We start from the raw sequence: 21,163 nt of genomic DNA on the forward strand, positions 1-21,163 counted from the left end.
AATGACCAATGACCAATGACTAATGACTAATTTAGAATCCTTGCTTCTGACTTCGGAATTATGGCTTCGGGGTTAGATTTTACTACCTGACTGCGCGATCGCGGTTTGCCTGTAGCGATCGCATAATTAATCGCCAACAGCCACAGCCACAATCCCGGATTCCGAGGTTCCAGCCAAAAACCTACCCGATTCAAGAAGCGCCCAAACCACGGACTCAGTAAAGCGCTAATCAGAGCATGACGACCGAAGTTGAAATAACTACCAAGCCATCGCACTAAATCTCTAGGGCCAGCAAGTTCCCAAATCCATAAAAGCAAGGCAGGATTTTTTCTAGCTGCTTTCAGTGCTAGGCGGTTAAAGGTTAACCAATCACACTTATCTTTGATGAAATTATCTGCGACTTCTGGCGGTTCGTCTGCTAACAGCCCAAAAAAGGTGTTGAGCATGGAGTTAATCCGCTGCGGGGGTAAAAATTTCCCTGTGGGTACCATCATGCCTTTAGAAAATAGCCAAGTCACTGAAACGTTGCTTTGGTAAGCCCGAATTTGGTTCAAGTGTCGGAAACTCAACAAGTCATGTTTAAGAGCAGTATCCAACAGCGCTGTTAAGCGCTCTAAGTTGCGAACTAGCGAACCAAAACCGGTGAAGACGAGGGGAGACTGGAGTGATGCAGCATCACCGATCGCAATCAATCGATCAAAGGCAACTTTGCGATCGCGACTTCCGACACTAAAATGCCCCGGTATATACCCAAATGTCGGCTTCTTCCACACCAACTTGTCCATATCGCATCTACGATACTCTGGCAAAATCGTGAAAAAATCCTCGTACATCTCTAGCAAGGAACCGGGATTTTCAGCATTGACTTCGTGGTAATGAAATAAATAAATCGTCAGTTCATCACCTGCTCCAGGAAACAGTTCCCAAATCAACTGCCTTCCCCGCGAAATATCCCCATGACTGTAAAGAACGTCCCCATACTGGGAATCCCACACTTCTGGCTCAAATCCGCTTTCAATTGCCGCTCCCACTGTCGGACATACACTATCAAAGGCACGACCACCATTTAATTGCCAAGCGATAGGGGACGCAGTTCCCATTGCATCTATTAGCAGTCGTCCACTTACTTGCTTCTCAATTTGACTGGGTAAGTGCTTGACTTGGAGAAGTACTTGTGATATATCAATATCTGCACGGATAAACTCTGTTTCATCCCAAATTTCACCGCCTGCCGCTTGCAGTTTTTGCCCACACATTTGGAGCCATTTTTCGGAATCTAAGCCTAAATTTAGCACTGTGGGTGTGTGGAGGACGGGCGATCGCAGTTTGGCTGGATTATTAGCATCAAAAAACTTATTGAATCCGTCTTTGTATTCCCTGGCAATGATGGTTTCTAACTCAGCGGGGGTGACTAAACCCAAGTTAACCAAGCTTTGAATCTCGTCGCGGGCTATATTCCATTCTCGGTTCATCCGTCCAAAGGGCATTCGTTCCACCAGCAGGACTTTATATCCTAGTTTTGCCATCAGTGCTGCATGAATCGCGCCTAGTGCGCCACCGATGTAAATGATGTCGTACTGGGGATTAGGGATTGGAGATTGGGGATTGGGATTACCTTTTCCCCAGTCCCCTTGACTGGAAAATACGACTTGACGCGGCTGCTGCGGATTCCGTACTCCCTCGCGCCATCGTTGTTCCCACCAATAGGCACGAGTTAGGTCGTATTCACCGTTGGGCATTTTCTGAAAATATTTGACGGTGAGGGGGTAAGCAGAGCCTAGTGCTGCAAAAATCGATTGCTGGGCTAAATCAATTGCTGGCGGTTCTGGGTAATGATGCGGAAAACGGCTTCTGATTTCCTTGGTTAGACGTTGCAGGATTTGTCCCTCACTGGGAAAGGGTTGTTCTGCCCAACGAAACACTTTTAAATAGGTAGTTCGTTGCACCGACCAAACAAATACCGAAAGTTCCGCAGGCAAGTTTTCGGAAAGAGTCACCCCAGCAATTGTAGTAGCACTGGGTATTCTGAGGCGAAAGCCTTCCGAGGTAAGCACTTTTTCTCCATTTCCGGGTTCAAAATCTGTTTGTAACCAGCTACGCACAGTTGCTATATCCGGAGTTGGAATTTCTAAATAAAGGATTTCTCTCATTTGTTCCCTGACATTTCCGTTCAATCTATTCACTAAGACAGATTTTATGAAGGCACAAAGTAAGGTAGACTCCGCCCTATTAGTTTCGTAAAGATTCAGTGAAGAAATTTTAAGATTTTGTCAAATTTATTGTTCATTTTGTAAAAGTGTAAACCCACGCTATGAATTATCCCATTCCAGACAGTCCCCAGGAAATTGTTGCCCTACGACAACAGCCGATTGATGAAGAACTAGTTGCCAGTGCGATCGCTGGAGTTATTAAAATTGTCCGCGCTCAGGGTCAATCTTTGGAAGAATTAACCGCTCAGTTGCTAGCAGACGATCCCCTGCTGGATCAGCAACAACGTCGGTGGTTAAGCCAATTAGTCGCCCAATCGTGGGAAAAGTTCTCCTAAAACCTTTTATATAATGAAGTTTTTGTCGCAGCATTAGATTTCTAGGTCTGTATCTAAATATTGGAATATTGGCGATGCCTGCGGCGGGCTGTGCCTACGCATTTTTAGGTACAGGAGTCACAATAATTGTCAGTATGGGATTGGCAATTGGGTTGCTATTTTTGCATTCATGGCACAGAAACCACTAAATTAACCATATCAGCGTTTTACCCTGCTAATGAAAAACTCCACATCTAATGAAAACTCCACATCTAATGGGACGGAATTTTTTGTTGGGCATTGGTAATTCTTCTCAATGCCTTATTTGGCCTGTTTGACTTAAGAGTTGGGACGCCTATCCCTCTCCACACCCAAGGTGATAGAGTTTTCCGCTGCTTTTATATAAATTAATCCAATCTTGTGAGGTGGGCGTCTTGTCAGCCTTTGGCTACGGGCGGGTGAGATGCCCATTCTCACAAGAAGTAATTGAGTATTTTTTATTTGGAAGTCCCTATGCTGATCAGAATTAATGATATACCACAAGAATTGCAGTATTTCGTTGTTATAGGAATCTGATTTGAGGCGATGTCTAGGAGGAACTCTGACGCTCGGTCTCCCTTTGATATCAAGTCCGGTTAATTACTTATGATTACCGCATCCGTGCAAAAAAAAATCAGGAAAACCTCTTTCTCCCTGCCCCCTGCACCCCTGCGGTCTAAATGATAAGTCTTTATCCGAACATGATATGAGAGATGACTCGCTATCGGTAACACAGTAGTTTGAAACCGTATATTGATGTATGTTAAGTTGTGAACCAGCATTCAATCTTTATGGATAAAAACTGTTTATGAAAGCCGATAGTAGACCAAATCATACAATTTTAGAAGTTCAAGAACTTGATGTTAATTATGGCGGCATTCAAGCTCTAAAAAAGATTAATTTAATTATTCAAAAAGGCGAGGTAGTGACTCTAATTGGTGCTAACGGTGCTGGGAAAACTACTACACTCCGCGCCATCTCTAAAGTAGTTAATCCTAAGAGTGGTGTAATTATCTATAATGGACATAATATTAACCGCCGTCAAACTCACGAAGTTGTCCAACTTGGTATCGCCCATTGTCCTGAAGGACGTAGAGTATTAGCGCGGCAAACAGTACTTGATAATTTACTTTTGGGTGCTTATATTCGTTCCAATCAAGCAGAGATAAAGGCAGACATTCAGCGTCAATTTGAGCTATTTCCCCGCTTGTCACAAAGACGCAATCAACTAGCAGGAACTCTCAGTGGTGGCGAACAACAAATGTTAGCGATCGCTCGTGCTGTCATGAGTAAACCACAACTCTTACTTTTAGACGAGCCTAGCTTGGGTTTAGCACCTGCGATCGTCCGGGAAATCTTCTCAATTATTGAAAATCTCCGGGCTACAGGCGTGACTATTTTGTTAGTTGAACAAAACGCGAATTTGGCGCTGCAAATTGCCGATCGCGGTTATGTTTTGGAAGCTGGTTCTATTACTTTAACAGGCGCAGCATCAGAATTGATTAGTGATGAGCGAGTTAAAAAAGCTTATTTAGGATAAATAATTAAATGAAAATTTTGGAGGTAGAAGCAGATGGTAAAATCATCAACTAAACCCGTAACTTTGGAAGAATTTTTAAAACTACCAGAAGCAAAACCTAGCTCAGAATACATCAACGGTCAAATTATTCAAAAGCCAATGCCACAGGGAAAACATAGTATTCTTCAGGGTGAACTAGTCAGTAATATCAATTCTGTAGCGAAACCTCAAAGAATTGCCCTTACATTTCCAGAATTAAGGTGTACTTTTGGCGGACGTTCAATTGTTCCTGATGTAGCTGTATTTGCTTGGGAACGGATTCCCACAGATGAACGTGGCGATGTGGCGAATGTCTTTAAGACACATCCAGACTGGACAATTGAGATTCTTTCGCCAGAACAAAGCCAGACTAAAGTAACCGGAAATATTTTACATTGTTTAAAACATGGTAGTCGTTTAGGTTGGTTAATTGATCCAGGCGATCGCTCTGTTTTAGTCTATCCACCAAAGCAGCAACCAGAACTTTTACAAGAAGAACAAGAAATATTACCAGTTCCCGATTTAGTTAGCGATTTTCAATTAACTGTAGGGCAACTATTTGGATGGTTGAAGTTGTAAGCAATTGTTTATATTCATGTCTAGCTTTGGGAATACTAAAGATAGTAATTTACTCAAGTTAGAGTCAGATAATGGATTTCGTGAATTTAATAAAAACGGGTAATAGTTGGAAATTTGCGACTGAAGCTGATTTAGAAGATTTTGTCTGGGCGAATTTAAAGGAACTTTTCGGATTAATTCCGTTAAAGCGACAATATTATGTTAAAGGTCAAATTTGCGACATTTTAGCATTGAGAGAAAATAAACAGTTAGTGGTGTTGGAATTGAAAAATGTTGAAGATAGATATATTGTTCAGCAGCTAACTCGATATTATGACGCTTTACAGGAAGTAAAACCTTTAGAAGACGAAATAGACTATCAACAACCTATTAGCTTAATAGCAATTAAGCCTAATTTCCATAGAGATAATTTTACAGATAAAAAATATCATAATTTGTCTATTGACTTTTTTGAATTTGCAGTTTTAGCAGATGAGTTTAACTATTATTTACAGATAAAAAATTTAGATTTAGATAATGAAAAAGTTTTAAAAATAGAAATTGCTCATCAGGACAGAGAAAGACGTGAAGATATACCTTCACCTTCTAGAGGGCTGATGAGCCATCTAGCTAAATGCTCTTCTGAACAACAAGAAGGAATATTAAAATTTCGTCAAAAGATTCTTAGCTTTGATAAACGGATGGAAGAAATATCTTCTGCTGTTAGTTTTAAATATGGAAATGGTAATAGTAAAACAAGTAAATTCTGCACTGAATTTTACTTTGATAGTAAAGGAATACCAATTATATTTTTATGGTTAGGTTTAAAAAATAATAGTAGTGACCGTATAAGTAGAGCAAGGATTTGGACAGATTGGCAAGGCAATGCTTTGTTAGAGGGATATGTACCAAGTGGAATTGGTACAAAGATAAATTTATCCAAAAAGACACTTTCAACTAGAATAAAAATAATGAATTAAATAGTAGAAAATAAAGGTTCTAAGGATCACAAAGGATATAAAGACATGCTCCAACATTCTAAAGATAGAAACCGAATAGCTAGAAAGCTTAATAACTCGGAACCTTTAACATCCGAGGAAAGGAAATTACTAGAAATAGATGCAAATGAATTTACTCATGTTATTGGGGGTGGAAGACTTAATACATATAAATTTGATCGCTATGATTCTCTAAATGGATTAGTTGAGGTAGCTTTAGAAAAATGGCTAAAAAGGCTATAAGCAAAGTATTACTATCGCAATCTTAAACATTTTAGCAGATTACTATAGTCGATATTGCTTTAGAAACTTGGCTAAAAAGGCTTTAATAAAAGCTATATTGACAGCATTTATAACTTTTCCTAATCATTAGTATTATTAAATATTATTACGATTTTTGTCATATATTAATACTTACAGCGCTCCTTGCAGATATCTATATATTTGTTTAGCGGCGAATTCTATTCACGGAATAATTAAACTTATGAGTCAAATAGTCTGGATAGCAAGACACGCTAACCGCCTCGATTTCGTAAACCCTGATTGGTTTCTCACTGCCGAACGACGCTACGATCCACCCTTGTCTGATGATGGTATGGTGCAGGCACAACAATTAGCTAAACGATTGAAAGGAGAAAATATTGGCCATATTTTCGCTTCTCCTTTCCTGCGAACTGTACAAACAGCAAACGCAGTTGCAGAAATGCTCAACTTGCCAATCAAACTCGAAACAGGCTTGAGTGAATGGCTAAATCCAGTTTGGATGACAGAAGAACCTGACAGACTCTCAACTCCAGCATTAGCAGAGTTATTCCCCAGAATTGACAGCAGCTATACCTCGCGCATCGCCGCAAAATTTCCTGAAACTCACGAAAAAGTGCGAGAACGTTCTGGACAAACTGCTAGATGTTTAGCTACTGAGTTCTTTCCAGAGGATATTTTGCTCATAGCACATGGTGCATCTGTATTGGGGGGAGCAATGGGGCTAGTGGGGGAAATTGCCAAAACAGAAGTTAAAGCTTCTTTATGTTCTCTGGTAAAAGTGGTACGCCAAGACCCAGAATGGTTATTAGAACTAACGGGAGATACTTCCCATTTAACCCACATAGAAGAAGTTATTCGATTTGCTTAAACCTTTGATAGAGATTTGCGTTCATGGCTTCTGGTACGTTGGGTATGTCCTACAAAAAAAGTAATTAATTCGCGAATAAATTCTATGACTTTATTACTAGCAGGAGACATTGGCGGGACGAAAACTATTCTGCAATTGGTTGAAAAATCAGATTCACCAGCTTTACATACTATTTATCAGGAAAGTTATCACAGTGCTGATTTTCCTGATTTAGTACCCATAGTGCAGCAGTTTTTGCTCAAAGCTAATACACCAATACCAGAAAAGGCTTGTTTTGCGATCGCAGGCCCCATTGTCAAAAATACTGCCAAACTGACAAATTTAGCCTGGTTCCTGGATACCGAACGTCTACAAGAAGAATTGGGTATCCCGCACATTTCTTTGATTAACGACTTCGCCGCCGTTGGGCATGGCATTTCAGGTTTACAAAAACAAGACTTGCACACGTTGCAAATTGGCAAATCTCAACCCGATGCTCCCATTGGAATTATTGGTGCTGGTACTGGCTTAGGACAAGGATTTTTAATTAAACATGGAAACGACTATCAAGTTTTTCCCTCAGAAGGTGGACACGCTGACTTTGCCCCTCGTAACGAGATCGAGTTTCAACTGTTGAAATACCTGCTGGGTAAACATGATATCCAGCGCATTTCTGTGGAACGCGTGGTTTCTGGAATGGGAATTGTGGCAATTTACCAATTTTTACGCGATCGCAAATTTGCCACTGAATCACCAGATATTGCCCAAGTTGTCAGAACTTGGGAACAAGAAGCGGGACAGGAAGAGAAAAGTGTTGATGCTGGTGCTGCTATTGGTACAGCTGCATTACAAGGTAGCGATCGCCTCTCGGAACAAACTTTGCAACTATTTATAGAAGCTTACGGTGCAGAAGCCGGCAATCTCGCCCTGAAACTCCTACCTTACGGTGGCTTATACATTGCTGGGGGAATTGCACCCAAAATCCTGCCCTTAATCCAAAATAGCGGTTTCTTATTAAATTTCACCCAAAAAGGTAGGATGCGCCGCCTCCTGGAAGAGATCCCCGTGTATATTATCCTCAACTCGCAAGTCGGCCTAATTGGTGCTGCTTTATGTGCTGCTAGGTTATAACAGCTGGCATCATCAGTGAGATCAGCATCTCAAAAGGCAAAAAATATGACAGTTAAAAGTCTGTTGCCACTAATCGCCGCCACCATTGTCTGTGGTGGCTCTGTTTTGGTGGAAGCGCGTCAACCCAAACCTCCGGCAGCTGTTGTCAAACCAAAGGTTTCTCAACCCGTGCAGCCACAATGGAAGTTATACACTCCTCCAGATGGGCGCTTTAGTATTTTGATGCCGGGAAGCCCCAACAGAAATACTCAATCCCAAAAAACTTATATGGGGGAAATTAACCTAGAAATATTTGTCGCTCAACCACCAAAACAGCAAGTAGCATACATAGTTGCTTACAATGATTTTCCTTATAGTTACGGTCAAATGGCTGACCCCCAAGCTGTACTTAATAATGCACGAGATATGGCTTTAAAGACTACAAAAAGTAATTTAATTAGTCAACGAAACATTCGTAGTTCCAATAATCATCCCGGCAAAGAAATTGAGTACATCAATTCTGGAGGTAAAATTACTATCAGTAGAATGTATGTTGCCGAAGGAAGACTATATCAAGTAATGGCAATAACTACAAAAAAACAGCAGAAGACACTAGCTAAAACGATTACTGGGTATTTAAATTCTTTCCATGTAGTTTTGAAAAAGTGAAATAACTAAAACCTCTACTATATTAGCCTTGTAATCAATTGCAGGGCTAATAGGTAGGTGAGCATCGATAGTTAATATAGTGTATAATGTTTTACAATTTAGGACATATATCGCAAACCAAATAAAAAAATTTTGATTGTAGGTAATAAGATTTTCCATTGACTCCTAAATTCTGCTATATTTTAGGTTTTTAGCCCATATCATACAACTTATACGCTACTCAACCGCTTACTGAAACACGATTTCTAACACTAGGATGTCATGCTGAAATAATTAGCAAATTACACATAACCAAGTGAAATAAATGGCTGATATTAGGGATACTGCCGTTACCGCTAGTTCTTTTAGCACCCTGGTTGATGCAATCAAGGCTGCCAATTTGATAGATACTCTTAAAGGTGTTGACTCGTTTATCGCCTCTGCATCCACAGATCAAGCCTTTGCAAAGCTTCCACCAGATACTATAGAGACATTGCTTAACAATATTAATAAGCTCCAGGAACTTTTAACATATCACATCGTTTCCGGCAAAGTGATGCCCATAAAGCCGATTGAAAGTTCAAGTTTTAAAATTGACCCTTTCCATAATGTCAATATTGATCATGCTCCACAGCCTCAAAACCCGATGCTGCTAATGATAACGGTGTCATCCACATCATTATTGATTCCTCAGTAAATAAATAAAATATATAGATGACAAATAATATCTGTGGGGTAGAAACTATTTATAGTCACTACCTCATTACTGTCTAAATATATTTGAAGTAACTCAACTTCATTAAATATCATACCTCTCTCATTTTAGGAGAAAGGCTTTGACTCCTCCTTGCTATTGGGGGAGGTTAGGTCTGTTTTATATTTTTTAAGGGTATTTCACTTAGTCAATACTTTAGAGGTTGTTTGAAAAGTTGTAAAGTATACTCAAAAGCCCGCTGCCATTCCTCTCCCCGAAAGTTCAAGAGGCTTTGAAACCCCCATTCCCTTGTAGGGAAGGGGGGCTGGGGGGTTAGGTTTTCGAGGCTTAGATGTTACCAAAAAAACTTTTCAAACAACCTCTTAGACGCTGATATCATTTATCTTCAAATTTGCCCTAACAATAAAAATATTATCAGCTAAATAAACTTAAGAGTTGAGGCTTTGAAAATGAAATATTTATTTACTAGACAGAATAATTTAATTACTCTTCATAGCCCCAATGATCTATCTACAGAAATCAGTCGATTTATGAATAGTAATTATACTTGTCTTTGCTGTTCACATACCTTACTACGTCACGTAAGTTCGGGTAGAATTTACTGGCGTTGTAGCTCCTGCTATCAGGAAATGCCAGTTTATAAAACGACATAACTAAAATTGAAGAATGGAATATCTCTATATCAAACTGGACTTTAATCTGTGAGCCAAAATTCGTTGTCTTACCTTATAAATGAATACTATCTTGAATCAAATTCAATTAATCATTGGTATCTATCATGAATTTATTTCAATCTAATCAGTTAGAGTTTGCCTGGTGGGTAGAAATAAATACCTCTATTCCACATTGCACTTATTACTTTGGCCATTTTGATAGTGAAAAAGAGGCACAACTTTCTAGAAGTGGCTACGTCGAAGACTTATATCAAGAAGAAGCCAGAGATATCATTGCACTAGTCAAGCAATGTCAGCCTGATGTCCTGACGATTTTTTAGGATAAAGCAGAAGTCCAAATATTTAGTTTTTGAAGCCCGTCTCGCAAATATTTTGCTAAAAGGGGTCTTTCGATAATATAACTGGTTGCATACTTTTCAGGTATAAGCTCTACTACTTGTTTAAGCAAATTTTGGAAGTCTTCTAATTGTCCATCTGACATACCTCGACCAAGCCACATCAGAGCTATTAACTCTGCTTTTTCTTCCTGGGAAAATTTGTTAATATATTTATGTAATATGTTGACTGAATATCTTTCTGCTATTTTGAAATCTTCTAAATAATTAGACAATTGCTCTATAAATATTTCTGGTTGTTTTTTTATCCCAGATCCCGTTGATCCATAAACTAATTCGGCAATTTCAATAACGTTATCTATTTTATTAATTGATAAATAAGTCATGTTTTTATATTCAGATTAGAGTGAATAAACACAAACAAAATAATAGAGATAACTTAGCAATTTTACTACCAAAACTTTCTCAATACAAAGGTATACTGAGATAATATCTATATTATGCAGCTAGAGATTTTTAATCTAGCAAGTAACCACTAAGTAATTCTTCAGCCTGTACTTAAGTATTACAGACACGTGTTTAAATTCAGGTGTTGTCAAAAGCTTGAAATGTATAAGATGAACGTATAATGTTTGATTTTGTGACAAAAGTTTAAAAATTTGAGAGTGTTTCTTGGGTTTTGTATAACTTTAAAGGAGTAGAATGTTACTATCACAGAAAAAGCTATAAAATTGCAGATATTTATAAAAGTTAAAGTTCATGATTTGAGGAGCAGGGTTTTTGTCCTATGGTCAAGCGATCGCTCCAAGCATCACTCATTGGGATTCAACAGGCTAAAAGAGCATTTGCTCTTAAGGGATGGACACAAGACAATCTAGCAGCAGAAGTTAACCTCAAAACTAGACAACCTATTTGGCGGTTTTTCAGTGGTCGTCCGGTTGAGCGTCATACCTTTATTGAGATTTGCTTGGTTTTGCAACTGAATTGGCGGGAGATTGCTACCAATCCTCCAGCAGAATTCTTGGAAATAGAAGAATATACTCAGCCAACTGTACCGGATATTGATACATTAGTGCAACAAGTGCGATCGCAGCGCTTCGACAAAATTCAATACCAGTGTGGCATTTTGCAGTTATTGGATATTAGCCGTCCCGTTGCGATCGATGACATATATATAGATGTAAATGTTTTGCAGGAGATTGCCAGTTTTCAGTGGTTAGAAATCACTGATTTGCAAAACCTTGATCCCAAAGAATTTGACCGTTTTGGTTTAGGTGAGGCTGACCAGAACCAAATACCTGGTATACAGGCAGTTGAAACATACACCAAACTCAGGGTGCTAGGCAAACCAGGAGTAGGTAAAACCACCTTTTTGAAATATCTCGCCATTCAGTCTAACCAGAACGCATTTGCGGCGAATCAGGTGCCGATCTTCATCACACTGAGAAACTTTGCTGAAGAATCTAAAGTCACCAATGAGTTCAGCCTATTAAACTACATTCGCCAGGAGTTTTTCACCTCTGGAATTTCCGATCCCTCAGTCATTGAAACTTTGCTGAATGAAGGCAGGGTGTTACTGTTACTTGATGGTATGGATGAAGTTCTTAAGCAACAAAGCAATGCTGTCTTAAGCGAAATTCGGAGGTTTTCAGAGAAGTATCACAAAAATCAGCTGGTGGCCACCTGTCGAACAGCAGCTCAAAAACTCAGAATCCGAGGCTTTACCGATGTTGAAATTGCTCCATTTACCTTAGAACAAATCCGAGCCTTCGCTCAAAAATGGTTTGTGGCCTTTACCAAGACCAACACTGAAGATGGTAAGGCCCAGTCCGTTGAGTTTATTGAGAAGTTGGAATTAGCTGAAAACTGGCAATTTCGCCAACTCGTCGTCACACCCTTATTTCTGCATCTTGCCTGCTGGGTGTTCCACGGTCAAGAAAAATTTCCGGCTAAACGGACTGACTTTTATAAGGAAGGTTTAGACCTTCTATTGGGCAAATGGGATGAAGCCAGAGGCATAGAACGGGATGACGTTTACCGAGGGTTTTTATTACCACAAAAGCTCAAATTATTGAGTCAAATTGCCGCAGCGACGTTTGAGCAAGGTCACTACTTTTTTGAGCAACGTGTTGTTGAGCAATACATTGGTGACTATATTCAGAATCTGACTAACGTGCCAATAGATGCAGAGTCACTGCAAATCGAAAGTGAAGCGGCGCTGAAGTCAATGGAGGCTCAACATGGGCTACTGGCAGAACGGGCGCGGGGAATTTTTTCCTTCTCCTATCTGGCCTTTCAAGAATACTTCACAGCCAGGAAAATCGTTGCCAGCCATAACCTACAGGCATTTGAGCAAGCACTTGAAGGTCTGGTCAGTCACATCACTGACCCGCACTGGCGCGAAATCTTCTTGTTGACAGCTACCATGCTCCGTAGTGCAGACTCTCTAGTACAGTTGATGAAGCAACAGATTGATGCACTGGTTGCCGAAGACGCTTATTTACAAGAGTTTTTGACCTGGGCTAGCCAAAAATCTCGCAGTATTCTCACCCAACCAAAAGATGCAACAGTTCGAGCATTTTACCTGGCCTTGAGTCGGACTCCTCACGTAGCTTCTCACTTTGCCCTAGCCGCTAGCCTTGACCAAGGGATGTTTCTGGATGCGGCATTAGATGACCTGTTGCTGGAGTGTGCAATTGATGAGAGCCAGGACTTTGCCCACATCCACGCCTGTGGAGATGCTCTGTCGAACATTCTGGGCATTGTTCTCGATGTTGGACTCTATAAATCTCTAGAACAACTCTCTGACCAATTGCCAAATCCTCATCATAGTCAAGAACAGTTTCGGCTATGGTCGCAAACCAACTATTCAGCCTGGGCTGAACAGTTAAAGATCACGGTGATTAATTATCGCAATATTAACCACCAGTGGCAGTTTAGCCCTGAACAAGAGCAAGTGCTGCAACGCTACTATGATGCTAATCAGTTACTACTCGATTGCCTGCATAGCAATTCTGAAGTGACGCCTGCTATCAGGCAGGAAATTGAAGCCACCTTATTGTTGCCTCAGAAGGAACTTGAGGACAGGGAATGGCAATAATTCTTTTAGTTAATTCTTCAAAGAGGTTTGGATTGCAAAAACAACTTTTACTACATTTTGTGTCGTAGTTAATCAACTCATTCATCAAATCAAACAATGCCAACTTTATAGTACAGGAACAGAAACATTCAAGAGATTCTCTCTTACTTTTGATTTTAGTAGTTGGTTATTTAGCGTTTTTGAAATTAACTGATTTACTATATCTAAGGGCAACCTGAGAACGGACTCTCAAAAATCTAGATTTTCGCTATCAGGATTTTTATATGGATGACTACAATCAGCGAGACAAAAATAATTTTCTCTACCATCGATACCTGGGTGAATTCACACCCCAGAAGTTTGTATTCAATGCTAATCTTCAGGAATTTTCTCAAAGAGTCTATTACATCTCCAATTTACAGAGTGAAGAAAAACTTTCTTTACAGGAGTGCTACGAGAAAATTGAGTTCCTCTGGCAGCAGTTAACACAGAGCTTTGAGGCACTAGAAATTGAGAAAAATACAACTGAATGATTTGCTGTTGAGAACTGTTGTGTATCGCTAGTAAGTATGGTGCGGGTTAGAAAAAGCTTGATATTTTGTTAGCCCAAGTGGTCTACCCTACGGAAAGCCGCTCTGCATCTATGTTTGTATAGCGGTGAATTCTATTCACCCTAGCTCTAAGTTGACACTAATGATCATTCTCGTGCCCTTCTTTGAAAAGTTTTACTACGTTTTGTGTCGTAGTTAATCAACTCATTTAGGAAATCAAACAACACCCGCTCATAGTACAAAAACAAAATCTAGTAATCTTAACCATTAAGTGGTTCCTCTGCTACTTTTTATTTGACCTATCCGGTTGTCTCATCTCTTTAAGAGTACAGATTTTTCAGATCGCTTTGCCCTTAAAGTCTTAATCGCAGGTCTTATTATGAATTTAATCAATGACTTTTGCTTGACAGTTGGGATACTCAAAGGTGTACAAGTACTGGTTGTAGATAACGATCGCGATAGTAGAGATTTGTACGCAATTTTACTCAAAGACCTGAGCGCAAATGTGATTACGGCTGGTTCCGTAAAAGAAGCTTTAGAAATCCTGAGTTGGTTCACACCCAACATTATTGTCTGTGAAATTAGGTTTTTAGGTGAAAGTATTTATACATTGCTAAGTACATTGAATGCTATAGAAGCAGACAATGGTAATCATATTCCAATCATTGTGACTTCAACATCTACCACAGGTACTTGTGAGCAGATTCCAGATGTAGAGTTTGAAGAATATTTACTTAAGCCATTAGACCTTGACAAATTTGTTTCTACGATTATGAATCAAGTACAGAAAAAAGTCGCGGAAAATTTTTGCCACAAACTACTAGCTTTAGAGTGCTATAGCAGTGGTCAGATAGCTTAGCTTAGGACATTGGCAAATCCTCAGAGAGCGGCTGTTACAGTTATCCATAGCAGACTTGTGCCTAACCGGATGGCAGCCTTTATAAGTAAGTTTAAGCATCTGCATTGTTTACCCGCCCTGAAATAAATTTATAGACTGCATAGCTAAACAAACCCTTGCTCAGGGTACAACTGTAGGTTGAACACAGCCTACAATGTAAACAGATGGGTTCAAGCGAATGATAAGCAGTGCCCACAAAAGTTGCAAAGATACTTATTCATCCACCTCAGAACTCCGTTCATCCACCTCAGAACTCCGTTCATCCACCTTTGAACTCCGTTAATCCACCTCAGAACTCCGTTCATCCACCTCAGAACTCCGTTCATCCACCTCAGAACTGGATTCATCCACCTCAGAACTCCGTTCATCCACCTTAAAGACTGGTTTTGTTAAAGTAGACCATCGGTGCATTACCCTCCGGCGTAACACACCCTATGAGAATTGTTAGTAAGGATGCAGTTAAAGCTCTGCTGTCAGCTTAGTGCTGGAAAATGAAACTTGTATGATCGTTGTTAAAGTTCCTCTTTCGCAATATTATGAGCGAATTACAGACCCAACTAGCAACCAATACCTGGATAGCAGCAACTTGGGATGAATATATCCAAATAATTGAAAATCCTGCCTACGAAAAAGCCAAAGGCTACTACCAAAATGGACAGATGAGGATTGAAATGCCGCCAATCGGGAATGACCATGCCAGCGACCATACAATTATTATCTTTGCTGTTAACTTGTTTGCGAGCATTAAAGGCATTGCTCTAAATGGTAAGGATAATTGTACATATCGGAAAACAGGCTTTAAGGAAGCTCAACCTGATGTGTCTTACTATATTGGTGAAAATGCTGATGTCATTCCCTACGGTACTTCTATCATCAATTTAGATATATATTCACCACCAGATTTAGTTATTGAAGTGGCTAATACTTCACTTGCTGACGCTCAAGGTGAAAAACGACTTTTATACGAAGATTTAGGAGTGAAAGAATACTGGATTTTAAATGTCCAGAATGTCCAAGTTATGGCTTTTGCTATTGAAAACCAAGGTAGTAGGCGGATTACAGAATCTCAGGTATTACCAGGATTAGCAATTTCTTTATTAAACGATGCATTACGGCGAACTCGTCAAATAAATCAAAGTCAAGTTGGTGCTTGGTTATTAACCCAATTTCAGCAATAATTACAAACTGCTTTGCGGTAGGAAATGGGGAGTAGGGAAAAAGAAAAGGATACAGAGCAACTAAAAGAGGATGTTTGAAAAGTTTTTTGGTAACATCTAAGCCTCGAAAACCTAACCCCCCAGCCCCCATTCCCTTGTAGGGAAGGGGGGTTTCAAAGCCTCTTGACCTTTCGGGGAGAGGAATGGAAGCGGGGTTTTGAGTATACTTTACAACTTTTCAAACAACCTCTAAAGCGCGATCGCACTATAGCAATCCTATCTGATTTGTGAGAATTGCCAGCCGTAGATTCCCAGCTTCTCAAAAAAGTCGGGGTTCTTGTTTCTCACGAATAGTTCAAAATTGCACTAATATGCTGTGGCTAAAGTCACCCTTTCAGGTGAAGACATACAGAAATACTAATGCCTAGTATGAAGGAAGATTAAGCAACTATGAAGCGAATTATGCGTCTGGTTGTTAATTCACTCATAAAAATTTAATCTCAAAGCTTTAACAACTCCGTATTATTCACTTGTCCTCTAACTAAAAAATATTCTTATACAGCAAGATTTACAGGCTTCTATAGTATGGCTACGCACATAGAAATTCCAGTTATTGGCAAAGTTAAGTATCCATTGCGCTGGCTGGTGGGGCTGATGGCAGGGAGTGCCTTGGTTGTCGGTACTATAACAACTTACACTTTGGTAAATCAAGGGACAAACAAAGAAGATATTGCTCAATTAACTGTGCCAGTTGCAGCACAAAATGTCACGTTGCGGATTACAGCTAGTGGCAAAGTCGTACCGGTTCAGAGCGTAAATATTAGTCCGAAGAATCCCGGAGTGCTGTCGCGATTATACGTGGAACAGGGCGATCGCATTCAACAAGGGCAAATTCTCGCGCGGATGGATAGCGCCGGTATTGAGGCTCAAAGGAGCCAGTACCGTGCCAACTTAGCCCAAAGTCAAGCACAGCTAGCCCAAGCCCTTGCTGGTAGTCGTCCTCAAGAAATCGCTCAAGCAAGGGCCCGATTAGCACAATCTCAAGCCCAATTAGCCGCAGCTAAGGCTGGTAATCGTCCCCAAGAGATTGCTCAATCTCAATCCCAAGTAGATGCGGCTCAAGCAAGGGTAAATTACACCAGCGAACAGGTAAAGCGTTATCAATATCTATATAAAGAGGGAGCAGAGAAAAAACAATTACTCGATCAAGCCGTCAGCGACGACAAAAGTGCTAGAGCCAATTTAGAAGAAGCGAAAAAACGGTTTTCTTTAGTCCAAAGTGGGACTCGGACTGAGGAAATCGACCAACGCCAAGCCGCTGTTAACGAAGCACGGGCAGCCTTGGTACTGTTAGAAGATGGCACTCGTTCTGAAGAAATTGTCCAGCGTCAAGCCGCTGTTGCATCCGCTGAGGCTCAGTTAAAGGGTGTACAAGTGCAGTTGGAAGATACTATTATTCGCGCTCCTCTGTCGGGAATTGTTACCCAGAAGTATGCTGAACCAGGCGCGTTTGTCACACCCACAACCTCTGCTTCTACTAGTGCATCGGCAACTTCCAGTTCAATTGTCGCTGTAGCACGCGGTTTAGAAATATTAGCTCAAGTTCCCGAAGCCGATCTTGGCAGAATGAAACAGGGACAGCAGGTGGAAATTGTCGCCGATGCCTATCCCGATCAAGTTTTTAAAGGTCATGTGCGCTTGATTGCTCCAGAAGCAGTGGTGGAACAAGGTGTGACATCCTTCCAGGTGCGGGTTGCTCTCGATACTGGTATAGATAAACTGCGTTCTGGCTTAAATGTGGATCTGACTTTTTTAGGCGATCGCGTTAATAATGCCTTGGTATTACCAACGGTGTCAATCGTCACCGAAAAGGGTAAAACTGGCGTCCTCGTACCCGATGCAAAGAATAAACCCCAGTTCCGCGAAATTACAGTTGGGGCACAAATTCAAGACCAAACTCAGATTTTAGAGGGAGTTAAAGAAGGCGATCGCATTTTTGTTAACCCACCCAAAGATTACAAAATCGAAAAGGCCAAAGAAAAAAATAATTCGTAATTCGTAATTCGTAATTCGTAATTATATTAAGATATGAATTTTCTCGAAAGCATGACAATGGCGGGGAAAACCCTGCTGTCAAATAAACTGCGTAGCGCCCTCACTATGTTGGGTATAGTTATTGGCAACGCTTCGGTGATTGCCATGATTGGTATTGGCGAAGGTGGGCAAAAGTATGTGAATAAACAGTTGGAGTCATTAGGGCCAAATGTGCTATTTGTGATTCCAGGTAATCGAGAAACTCAGCGGATCTCCTTTGAAGTGCCAAAAACTCTGGTGTTGCAAGATGCGGATGCGATCGCTTCTCAAGTACCAACTGTAGTAGGAGTTGCACCAGAGTTAAACACAAGACAGGTAATTACCTACCGCAACAGAAACACCGATGTCAACATCATTGGTACAACTCCCTCTTTCCTATCAGTGCGGGATTTTGAAACTGCTAAAGGCAGGTTTTTCTCTGAGATAGATATTAAGCGCAGTAACCAAGTCGTTGTGCTGGGTGGAGACTTGGCAGAAAAACTATTCGGTAGTAGTAACGCTGTAGGTCAGCAATTGCGAATCGGAAATACCAGCTTTCAAGTGATTGGGACGTTAACAACTAAAGGTTCCAGCGTGGGAGCAGATTATGATGATGCTGCCTTAATACCAATCACCACATCAGCAAACCGACTTGTGGGCAAGAATTCTCCTTATGGTATCGCCTTAGATTACCTCGTTGCTGCGGCTCGTGATTCCGATAGCGTGGATGCAGCAGAGTTTCAAATTACTAATTTGCTGCGTCTACGACACAAAATTAATGGTGAAGATGACTTTACCCTTCGTACCCAGAAAGATGCTTTGCAAACTGTCGGTCAAATTACAGGTGCATTAACAATTATGCTAGCTGCGATCGCTGGCATATCCTTGTTTGTCGGTGGCATTGGCATTATGAATATTATGTTAGTCTCCGTCACCGAACGCACTCAAGAAATCGGATTGCGAAAAGCGATCGGGGCAACTGAACAAGATATTTTGCTACAGTTCATCATTGAGGCAGTAATAGTTTCCGCAGCTGGCGGTTTAGTTGGGACTGCCGTTGGTGTTAGTGGCATCCTGTTAGTGGGAGCCTTGACTCCTTTAGAAGCGAGTCTTTCTCCTGTAGCGATTACTATGGCAGTTGGTGTATCTGGTGGTATTGGTTTATTTTTTGGCGTTGTTCCTGCACGTCGCGCTGCTAAACTCGACCCGATTGTGGCTTTGAGAAGTGCTTAGTGATGGAGATGGCGAAACTTAATCTTCCTGATTGGATTGAGGTAAAGAGATATTTCTTAAGTAATTCACTAAATCATTTGGACTGGAGAAATCTAACAGCCCCTCCGCTAACTCTTTTAGTTGAGTTATATAGCAGTTTGCAGTTGAGTCGAATACAGACCAAGACCTTCCCTACTAGCGTTGGGGAGAGGCCAAAATGTATTACATACAAACGAGTCTAGACGCAGAGCGGCTTGGTGTAAGACATCGCTATAATTGCGTCTCTATTAACTAATAACTAAATCCTTATGGCAAATACTATTTCAATTACCGATTCTCTAGTTCCCAATCCCATCCCCAAATCAACAATTATTCGTTTGGAGAATATCTTTAAAATATATGGCAGTGGCGAAACCGAAGTCAAAGCCCTCAACGATGTGAATTTGACTATCCACGAGGGCGAATATTGTTCAATTATGGGGCCTTCTGGTTCAGGCAAATCCACAGCCATGAATATTATTGGCTGTCTAGATCGCCCGACAGGCGGACATTATTACTTAGATAATATTGATGTGGCGCAGATGGACGATCGCTCATTAGCACACATTCGCAATAAAAAGCTGGGGTTTGTCTTCCAACAATTCCATTTATTACCCCAACTCACAGCATTAGAAAATGTGATGCTACCAATGGTGTATGCTAGCGTGAATCCAAAAGAAAGAAGCGATCGCGCAACAGAAGCATTGACGCGAGTAGGTTTAGCAAATCGCCTCAACAACAAACCAACTCAACTCTCAGGTGGACAACAACAAAGAGTTGCGATCGCCCGAGCGATCGTCAATCGTCCGGTAGTACTCCTAGCCGATGAACCCACAGGCGCACTTGATTCGCGCACAACCCAAGAAGTTTTAGATATCTTTGGCGAACTCAATGCCAGTGGAATCACCGTTGTCATGGTAACCCATGAACCAGAAGTTGCTCGTCAAACTCAGCGCATCGTTTGGTTCCGTGATGGTCAAGTAGTACACTCTAACCTCACCCCAGCCGACTTGAGTCAGTTGGCCATGTCATAACTTATTAAAGTTCGCCTACGCTGCGGCTTCTCCGTACTCCTTCGGGGATCTTGCTACGTATAGCCTCCTGTAGGGAAGGAGTAGGCAAACCAGAGTTTGGGTAGCTGCGAGTTCTAGTCCTTGGGACTGATAAATGCGGTTTTGAGATGATTACAGACTTGATGTTTTGCCAGTTTCTGCTTGTGTTGCGATCGGCTTAACATCGGTGTAACCTAATTCACCAGATATTGTTCGGAATACCGAAATTTGCTCTTCAAATTCTAATCCTTCAATTTGCGAAAGCAAATCATTAATTTCTTTACTTGGCTGGTAGGTGCTTGGCAAATCAACCACCGTATCTCCCATAGCTACCGCCCAAGCATACCAAACTAAAAGTTGATTGTTTTCTTTTATCGCCCCATAAGCACGGGAATACTCTGTATCCTTGCGGTTGACTATATCCCGCATAATCGCTAGTTGCTCGTCATCTGACAATTCAAAATAGTCTCCTAGCAAAATTGGTGCTAATTCTGGTTCCGCCGCAGCAGGAGCGGCTGGAGTCACAGAGTCACCCATTTTTTTATAAACTAAATAGAACCAAGCTAGTTTAGCATCAGTGTCTAAGGCGTTAAACCCATCCACCAATTTTTGGGTTTCATTGCTCTGGGCTTGAGAAATAGTTTTATCGTAACTTGCAGTCATAAATTTGTTTCCAAGAAAATTTAACAGGCCAAACTAAGTGTTACCAGAGTTTGAGAATCAGATTCTACTACCCATAGAATGAGTTAAATTAATTAAAAATTGCAGTTTTAATCTGCCTTTTAATAGAGGTAAAAGTCTCCCCCAAGAGGCAAGAAAGCAGCACATTATT

Annotated in this window: 21 protein-coding genes and 1 pseudogene; 18 read left to right on the plus strand and 4 right to left on the minus strand. The window is 40.8% G+C overall.

From position 1 onward, the window contains the following. Window positions 1-26: 26 nt before the first annotated feature. Window positions 27-2,150: a flavin-dependent dehydrogenase gene (locus HWQ44_RS07560; RefSeq protein WP_292717012.1), complete on the minus strand. Its 2,124-nt coding sequence runs from the start codon at window positions 2,148-2,150 to the stop codon at window positions 27-29. A 161-nt stretch (window positions 2,151-2,311) separates the two neighbouring features. On the opposite strand from HWQ44_RS07560, the gene HWQ44_RS07565 reads away from it, so the two are divergent. From HWQ44_RS07565 to HWQ44_RS07610, 10 genes and pseudogenes are all read left to right on the plus strand, one after another. After that, the gene (locus HWQ44_RS07565; protein WP_196522570.1) at window positions 2,312-2,545 is read left to right on the plus strand and encodes a hypothetical protein; all 234 of its coding nucleotides are present in this window, start codon (window positions 2,312-2,314) and stop codon (window positions 2,543-2,545) included. A gap of 826 nt (window positions 2,546-3,371) precedes the next feature. Next, window positions 3,372-4,103, plus strand: coding sequence for an ABC transporter ATP-binding protein (locus tag HWQ44_RS07570; RefSeq protein WP_292717017.1), 732 nt, complete (start codon window positions 3,372-3,374; stop codon window positions 4,101-4,103). A 33-nt stretch (window positions 4,104-4,136) separates the two neighbouring features. Continuing rightward, window positions 4,137-4,700, plus strand: coding sequence for a Uma2 family endonuclease (locus tag HWQ44_RS07575; RefSeq protein ID WP_292717020.1), 564 nt, complete (start codon window positions 4,137-4,139; stop codon window positions 4,698-4,700). A 71-nt stretch (window positions 4,701-4,771) separates the two neighbouring features. Beyond that, window positions 4,772-5,659 carry an endonuclease NucS domain-containing protein gene (locus HWQ44_RS07580; protein WP_292717022.1) on the plus strand — a complete coding sequence of 296 codons (888 nt, stop codon included), beginning with the start codon at window positions 4,772-4,774 and terminating at the stop codon, window positions 5,657-5,659. 45 nt (window positions 5,660-5,704) lie between these two features. Continuing rightward, window positions 5,705-5,920 (plus strand): hypothetical protein, encoded by a 216-nt coding sequence (locus tag HWQ44_RS07585; protein WP_292717025.1) that lies wholly within the window; start codon window positions 5,705-5,707, stop codon window positions 5,918-5,920. Window positions 5,921-6,161: 241 nt separating this feature from the next. Next, window positions 6,162-6,809 (plus strand): histidine phosphatase family protein, encoded by a 648-nt coding sequence (locus HWQ44_RS07590; RefSeq protein WP_292717028.1) that lies wholly within the window; start codon window positions 6,162-6,164, stop codon window positions 6,807-6,809. A gap of 84 nt (window positions 6,810-6,893) precedes the next feature. Further along, the gene (locus tag HWQ44_RS07595; protein WP_292717030.1) at window positions 6,894-7,919 is read left to right on the plus strand and encodes a glucokinase; all 1,026 of its coding nucleotides are present in this window, start codon (window positions 6,894-6,896) and stop codon (window positions 7,917-7,919) included. Between the two features lie 45 nt (window positions 7,920-7,964). Further along, window positions 7,965-8,567 carry a hypothetical protein gene (locus HWQ44_RS07600; RefSeq protein WP_292717032.1) on the plus strand — a complete coding sequence of 201 codons (603 nt, stop codon included), beginning with the start codon at window positions 7,965-7,967 and terminating at the stop codon, window positions 8,565-8,567. A gap of 304 nt (window positions 8,568-8,871) precedes the next feature. Then, a pseudogene (locus HWQ44_RS07605) lies at window positions 8,872-9,251 on the plus strand (fasciclin domain-containing protein). Window positions 9,252-10,039: 788 nt separating this feature from the next. Continuing rightward, a complete protein-coding gene (locus HWQ44_RS07610; RefSeq protein ID WP_292717035.1) occupies window positions 10,040-10,255 on the plus strand; it encodes a DUF1816 domain-containing protein in 216 nt (71 codons plus the stop codon). On the opposite strand, the gene HWQ44_RS07615 is transcribed toward HWQ44_RS07610, so the two are convergent. Beyond that, window positions 10,252-10,656 carry a DUF3775 domain-containing protein gene (locus HWQ44_RS07615; RefSeq protein WP_292717038.1) on the minus strand — a complete coding sequence of 135 codons (405 nt, stop codon included), beginning with the start codon at window positions 10,654-10,656 and terminating at the stop codon, window positions 10,252-10,254. The two genes, HWQ44_RS07610 and HWQ44_RS07615, sit on opposite strands and share 4 nt — an antisense overlap. 401 nt (window positions 10,657-11,057) lie before the next feature. On the opposite strand from HWQ44_RS07615, the gene HWQ44_RS07620 reads away from it, so the two are divergent. From HWQ44_RS07620 to HWQ44_RS07650, 7 genes are all read left to right on the plus strand, one after another. Beyond that, window positions 11,058-13,370 (plus strand): NACHT domain-containing NTPase, encoded by a 2,313-nt coding sequence (locus HWQ44_RS07620; protein ID WP_292717041.1) that lies wholly within the window; start codon window positions 11,058-11,060, stop codon window positions 13,368-13,370. A gap of 263 nt (window positions 13,371-13,633) precedes the next feature. Next, window positions 13,634-13,882 (plus strand): hypothetical protein, encoded by a 249-nt coding sequence (locus tag HWQ44_RS07625; protein WP_292717044.1) that lies wholly within the window; start codon window positions 13,634-13,636, stop codon window positions 13,880-13,882. Between the two features lie 397 nt (window positions 13,883-14,279). Further along, window positions 14,280-14,759, plus strand: a complete 480-nt coding sequence (locus HWQ44_RS07630; protein WP_292717047.1) for a response regulator — start codon at window positions 14,280-14,282, stop codon at window positions 14,757-14,759. A 227-nt stretch (window positions 14,760-14,986) separates the two neighbouring features. After that, entirely contained in the window at window positions 14,987-15,175 is a 189-nt protein-coding gene (locus tag HWQ44_RS07635) for a hypothetical protein (RefSeq protein ID WP_292717049.1), read from the plus strand. Window positions 15,176-15,334: 159 nt separating this feature from the next. After that, window positions 15,335-15,976 carry a Uma2 family endonuclease gene (locus tag HWQ44_RS07640; protein ID WP_292717052.1) on the plus strand — a complete coding sequence of 214 codons (642 nt, stop codon included), beginning with the start codon at window positions 15,335-15,337 and terminating at the stop codon, window positions 15,974-15,976. Window positions 15,977-16,540: 564 nt separating this feature from the next. Then, window positions 16,541-18,010: an efflux RND transporter periplasmic adaptor subunit gene (locus tag HWQ44_RS07645; protein WP_292717056.1), complete on the plus strand. Its 1,470-nt coding sequence runs from the start codon at window positions 16,541-16,543 to the stop codon at window positions 18,008-18,010. Window positions 18,011-18,043: 33 nt separating this feature from the next. After that, complete coding sequence (locus HWQ44_RS07650; protein ID WP_292717058.1) at window positions 18,044-19,261, plus strand: ABC transporter permease; 1,218 nt, start codon at window positions 18,044-18,046, stop codon at window positions 19,259-19,261. 18 nt (window positions 19,262-19,279) lie between these two features. On the opposite strand, the gene HWQ44_RS33510 is transcribed toward HWQ44_RS07650, so the two are convergent. Then, a complete protein-coding gene (locus HWQ44_RS33510) occupies window positions 19,280-19,390 on the minus strand; it encodes a DUF4351 domain-containing protein (RefSeq protein WP_334728609.1) in 111 nt (36 codons plus the stop codon). Window positions 19,391-19,548: 158 nt separating this feature from the next. Between HWQ44_RS33510 and HWQ44_RS07655 the strand changes: the two genes are divergently transcribed. Further along, complete coding sequence (locus HWQ44_RS07655) at window positions 19,549-20,313, plus strand: ABC transporter ATP-binding protein (protein WP_292717061.1); 765 nt, start codon at window positions 19,549-19,551, stop codon at window positions 20,311-20,313. Window positions 20,314-20,463: 150 nt separating this feature from the next. On the opposite strand, the gene HWQ44_RS07660 is transcribed toward HWQ44_RS07655, so the two are convergent. Continuing rightward, window positions 20,464-20,994: an orange carotenoid protein N-terminal domain-containing protein gene (locus HWQ44_RS07660; RefSeq protein ID WP_292717064.1), complete on the minus strand. Its 531-nt coding sequence runs from the start codon at window positions 20,992-20,994 to the stop codon at window positions 20,464-20,466. Window positions 20,995-21,163: the final 169 nt, after the last annotated feature.

It is taken from the genome of Nostoc sp. JL34, from assembly GCF_017114945.1.
In the GTDB taxonomy this organism is placed as follows: Bacteria; Cyanobacteriota; Cyanobacteriia; order Cyanobacteriales; family Nostocaceae; genus Nostoc.